Below are 4,019 nucleotides of genomic sequence, written 5' to 3' on the forward strand. Positions count from 1 at the left end.
CCACGATCGTCTTTGTCATTACGGGTGAAAGATTAATGTCGAATCCGGGCTCCCCATCTTCGCCAGGCCATGAGAAGCCTGCCATCTCTCTTGTGAGAGTATCAAGCGATATCACTCCGCTCCCGGTCACCAGATCGATAAGGGAGAAGAGTATCTGTCGTTTCGTGTAATAGTTCTGATAGAAGAGATCAAGAGATGATTCATCGACTGACAGTGTATCAAGGAGATCGGTTATCTTATTTTCCCTATCACAGAGATAGAGAGCCGGTCCGCTGATGACGACACACTCAGGATCGATCGAGTGATTAGCAGAATAACTGCATCCATGTGATGCTCCTGCTTTTTTGTATGCATCTGATTCGGATGCGGGTGTATTCTGATAGAGAAGATCGCCCGGGTCAATTATCCGATCGAGGCGATAGCCTTCAGGGGATTCCACAACGACATGATTATCCCTGAGCATGATATCAATAGGAATCCAGACATCATTATCTTCTGGTGATTGAAAGAGACTCTGAGCCTTCTCTTCATTTGGAAGCGCGAGAAGAGAGAGAATTGCCTTCTGAACAGTCTCACGGGTGTAGATGATATCACCGATCTCTTTTCCACTCAGAATATCTCTCAGTTTTCCATCTGTTCTTTTAAGTAGATTCAGATGTTTCTCAAAGCGTTGTATCTCATCCACGGAATAGGGATCATCCTCTTCCGACGTGCTTTTGATCATCTCAGATAGCCAGTCGATATATCCATTGAGACTGCAGGTGACAATATCTTCAATAAAGGCAATACCACGGAAGGTCTTCTTAACCTGGGCACCCAGACCATGTACGAAAGTACAGAACGTATTTGCGTCCTCTTCAGAATCAAAGACGATCATCTCTTCAAGGATCATATGAGGTACCCCTTGGGAAATAAAAAGCAATGAATCTCACGATCCGACATTCCTCAGAATACAGGATCGGAGGCTTCATAGGAACTGAATGCGATTCACAATAACTATGGGAAGAGCATATCGTCTTGGATTCTTCACCTTCGCGATGGTGACCGCCTCGATCATCATCAGTCTGCGAAGCCTGCCGATGCAGGCGATGACCGGGATGAATATCCTCTTCTACTTCTTCATTACAACAATCGGTTTTCTCCTCCCGATCACCCTCATCCTCAAACTCTTCGGCACTGCATATCCGGTTGAGGGGGGCCTCTATGCCTGGGTGAAAGAGGCTTTCGGAGAACGGTGGGGTTTTTCTGCTATTTTTATCCAGTGGATGCACCTGATCATCGTCTCGGTCCTTCTCCTGAGTTTCATCTCCAGTGCAATCGCCTATATCTTCCTCCCGGAACTCTCCGAGAATAAACTCTACATACTCATCGTGTCGCTCATCTTCTTCTGGGGGGCAACAATCATCAGCATGAGGGGTCTTAAGACATCTACCAGGTTCAGTACTATCTGTGTCATCATCGGGGTGTTTTTACCTGCGGTTCTGATCATCGGAATGGCTGGATTTCATCTCATCTCAGGAAACCGATCAGCGATCGATCTCTCATTCACCATTGGGACGATCATCCCTGATCTGGCATCATTATCCGCACTTGCGATGGTAGCGGCATTTGTAAACCCCTTCTTCGGAATAGAAGCATCAGCCGGCCACCTTGGAGATCTCAAGAACCCAAAACGTAATTATCTGCCGACGATCCTTATCGCAGGCCTCTTCTGTGTCCTTGTCAACACACTCTGTTCCCTCTCGATTGCTGTGGTCATTCCGCGTGAAGAGATCAGTTTCGCCGCAGGACTGCTGCAAGCCCTCTCATTCCTCTTCGACCAGATTGCTGCCGGATGGCTATTGACCATCGTGATCCTGCTTATCATGGCCGGAACACTCGGTGAGATCAACTCATGGATTCTGGCACCTGCACGCGGAATGACAGAAACCGCACGAAATGGCTCCCTCCCTCGTTATATGCAGTACATTAATGAGAATGGTATCCCATCCCATACCCTGATCGTTCAGGCAGTAGCTGTTTCAGTCTTCTGTATCATCTTTGCACTCATCCCCGGTGTGAATGATGCATACTGGGTACTCCTCTCTCTTCTGACGCATATCTATCTCGTGGCGTATCTGATCCTCATTCTCTCAGCGATTAAGCTCAGGAAGAGGCTCTTTTCAGTAAACGGGTATCATTCCGTTCTGGTGAAAGGGATCTTCTGGATCATATCAGGTATCGGAATAGTGACCATACTCGGCATTGAACTGATCACTTTCCTTTCACCAGATGGAAATGGCACACCATTAAATCCGATGTATATCGCAGGGATGGCCCTTCTCATGATGGTTATTATTTCAATTCCTCTTATCACGTATGCAATACGAAAGCCCGGGTGGAAGAGTGATTGATCCGTTTATTCTGATTAATCAGTATGATCAGAATTATTATATCTTCAAACCACATGATCAGTATGAGACCTATGACAGATCAAAGAGATGAAGAACGTGGCGGATGCAGACCCGAAAACCCCTGTACCTGTTCGGTTGAAGGAATCGTCACGGTTGATGGGCGTGGACAGATGGTACTTCCAAAAGAACTGCGGGAGCGGGCAGGGATCTCACCGGGTGACCGGTTCGCTGTTATCTTCTCAGAAACCGAAGGGTCGGTCTGCTGCATCACCCTGATCAGAAAGGAGTATCTTGACCGCTCCATCTCGTCTCTTGTACATACGGTGCATGAAAAGATCAGATCAGGTGAATCGAGGTGAAGAACAATTGACAGATCCAGAAGATATGAGAAAGCGTGTGCGTGAAGAGTATGGAATGATTGCCCGCAAGGATACAGGGAGATGCGGATGCGGCACCGGTTGCTGCAGTGGGGCTGTCAGTACCGCAATCGGCTATACGGAAGAGGATCAATTGGTCGTCCCCGAAGGAGCCGATCTCGGTCTTGGGTGCGGAAACCCGGTGGCTCTTGCATCATTACAAGAGGGTGACAACGTCCTCGATCTTGGGTCAGGTGCAGGATTCGACTGTTTCCTGGCAAGCCAGAGGGTTGGCTCTACCGGCCATGTCATCGGCGTCGATATGACTGCCGATATGCTTGAGAGGGCCAGACGAAACGCCCGTGAAGGAGGATATTCAAATGTTGAGTTCCGCCTCGGGGAGATTGAACACCTGCCGGTAGCTGATGCAACAATCGATGTCGTCATCTCAAACTGTGTCATCAACCTCTCCGTCGACAAACCACAGGTCTTCTCTGAGATCTCCCGTGTGCTTCGTCCCGGGGGGCGGTTGATGGTCTCTGATATCGTCGTAACAGCACCTCTCCCGGAAGCCATCCGAAACTCATCACTCCTCTATACCAGCTGTATTGCCGGAGCTCTCCTGAAGGAAGAGTACCTCGACTGCATCAGAAGAGCAGGGTTTATCGATCTGACAATTCATGGAGAGACGGTCTTTCCGTTTGAACATATCATCAGCGAACCGATGCTTCAGGAGATTATCATAGGTATTGAACTGAATGAAGCTGAGAGAAAAAAGCTCGCAGAAAGCATTGTGAGTATCAGGGTTGGTGCAGAAAAAAAGAAGTAGCGGTCAAAATTTCTACAAAAAGGAGGATTTTACCTTCCTCCTGCTCCTCCCCCGCCAAAGCCTCCGCCAGCACCAAATCCTCCTCCACCTGCGCCAGCCTGTGAGGGCGGGGTGAAGGTTCTGATCGAGTGGAATCCGGCAAACCAGAAGTATGTCGGGACATAGTACCCGGACTGAGAGACATCCACCTTCAGCTCCTTCATTGCTTTCTGGACATTATCTCCAACACCAAGTGCTGTACCATAGATGAGCCAGATCCCCCACATATTCATATCATCAGGGCTGTACTTCCTGATCATACTCATATCTGAGAGGAAACGCCTGAAAGAACTCCATTCAAGCTTACTTTTATAGTAATCATCTTTCCAGTGGCCAAAGGTTGTTGAGGGAAGAGCCACTGCGAAGCCCGCCTGAACTGCAACTACAACACCGAGCATAATT

At 48.4% G+C, this 4,019-nt stretch carries 4 protein-coding genes and 1 pseudogene; 3 read left to right on the forward strand and 2 right to left on the reverse strand.

Annotated elements, in window-relative coordinates; translation table 11 throughout:
• The coding region (locus tag Q7V06_RS06165) for a hypothetical protein (RefSeq protein WP_304839549.1) at positions 1-892 on the reverse strand (892 nt) is incomplete at its 3' end.
• Between the two features lie 106 nt (positions 893-998).
• Between Q7V06_RS06165 and Q7V06_RS06170 the strand changes: the two genes are divergently transcribed.
• The 3 genes from Q7V06_RS06170 to Q7V06_RS06180 all read left to right on the forward strand — a co-directional run bounded on the left by Q7V06_RS06170 (position 999) and on the right by Q7V06_RS06180 (position 3,578).
• On the forward strand, positions 999-2,393 hold the full coding sequence (locus Q7V06_RS06170) for an amino acid permease (protein WP_304839553.1): 1,395 nt from the start codon (positions 999-1,001) through the stop codon (positions 2,391-2,393).
• 62 nt (positions 2,394-2,455) lie between these two features.
• Complete coding sequence (gene hgcC, locus Q7V06_RS06175) at positions 2,456-2,752, forward strand: HgcAB-associated protein HgcC (RefSeq protein WP_304839556.1); 297 nt, start codon at positions 2,456-2,458, stop codon at positions 2,750-2,752.
• 7 nt (positions 2,753-2,759) lie between these two features.
• Positions 2,760-3,578 carry an arsenite methyltransferase gene (locus Q7V06_RS06180; RefSeq protein ID WP_304839559.1) on the forward strand — a complete coding sequence of 273 codons (819 nt, stop codon included), beginning with the start codon at positions 2,760-2,762 and terminating at the stop codon, positions 3,576-3,578.
• 29 nt (positions 3,579-3,607) lie between these two features.
• Here Q7V06_RS06180 and Q7V06_RS06185 read toward each other — a convergent pair.
• A pseudogene (locus Q7V06_RS06185) lies at positions 3,608-4,019 on the reverse strand (DUF2207 domain-containing protein); the annotation flags it as partial.

Source organism: Methanocalculus sp. (assembly GCF_030651615.1).
Classification (GTDB): domain Archaea; phylum Halobacteriota; class Methanomicrobia; order Methanomicrobiales; family Methanocorpusculaceae; genus Methanocalculus.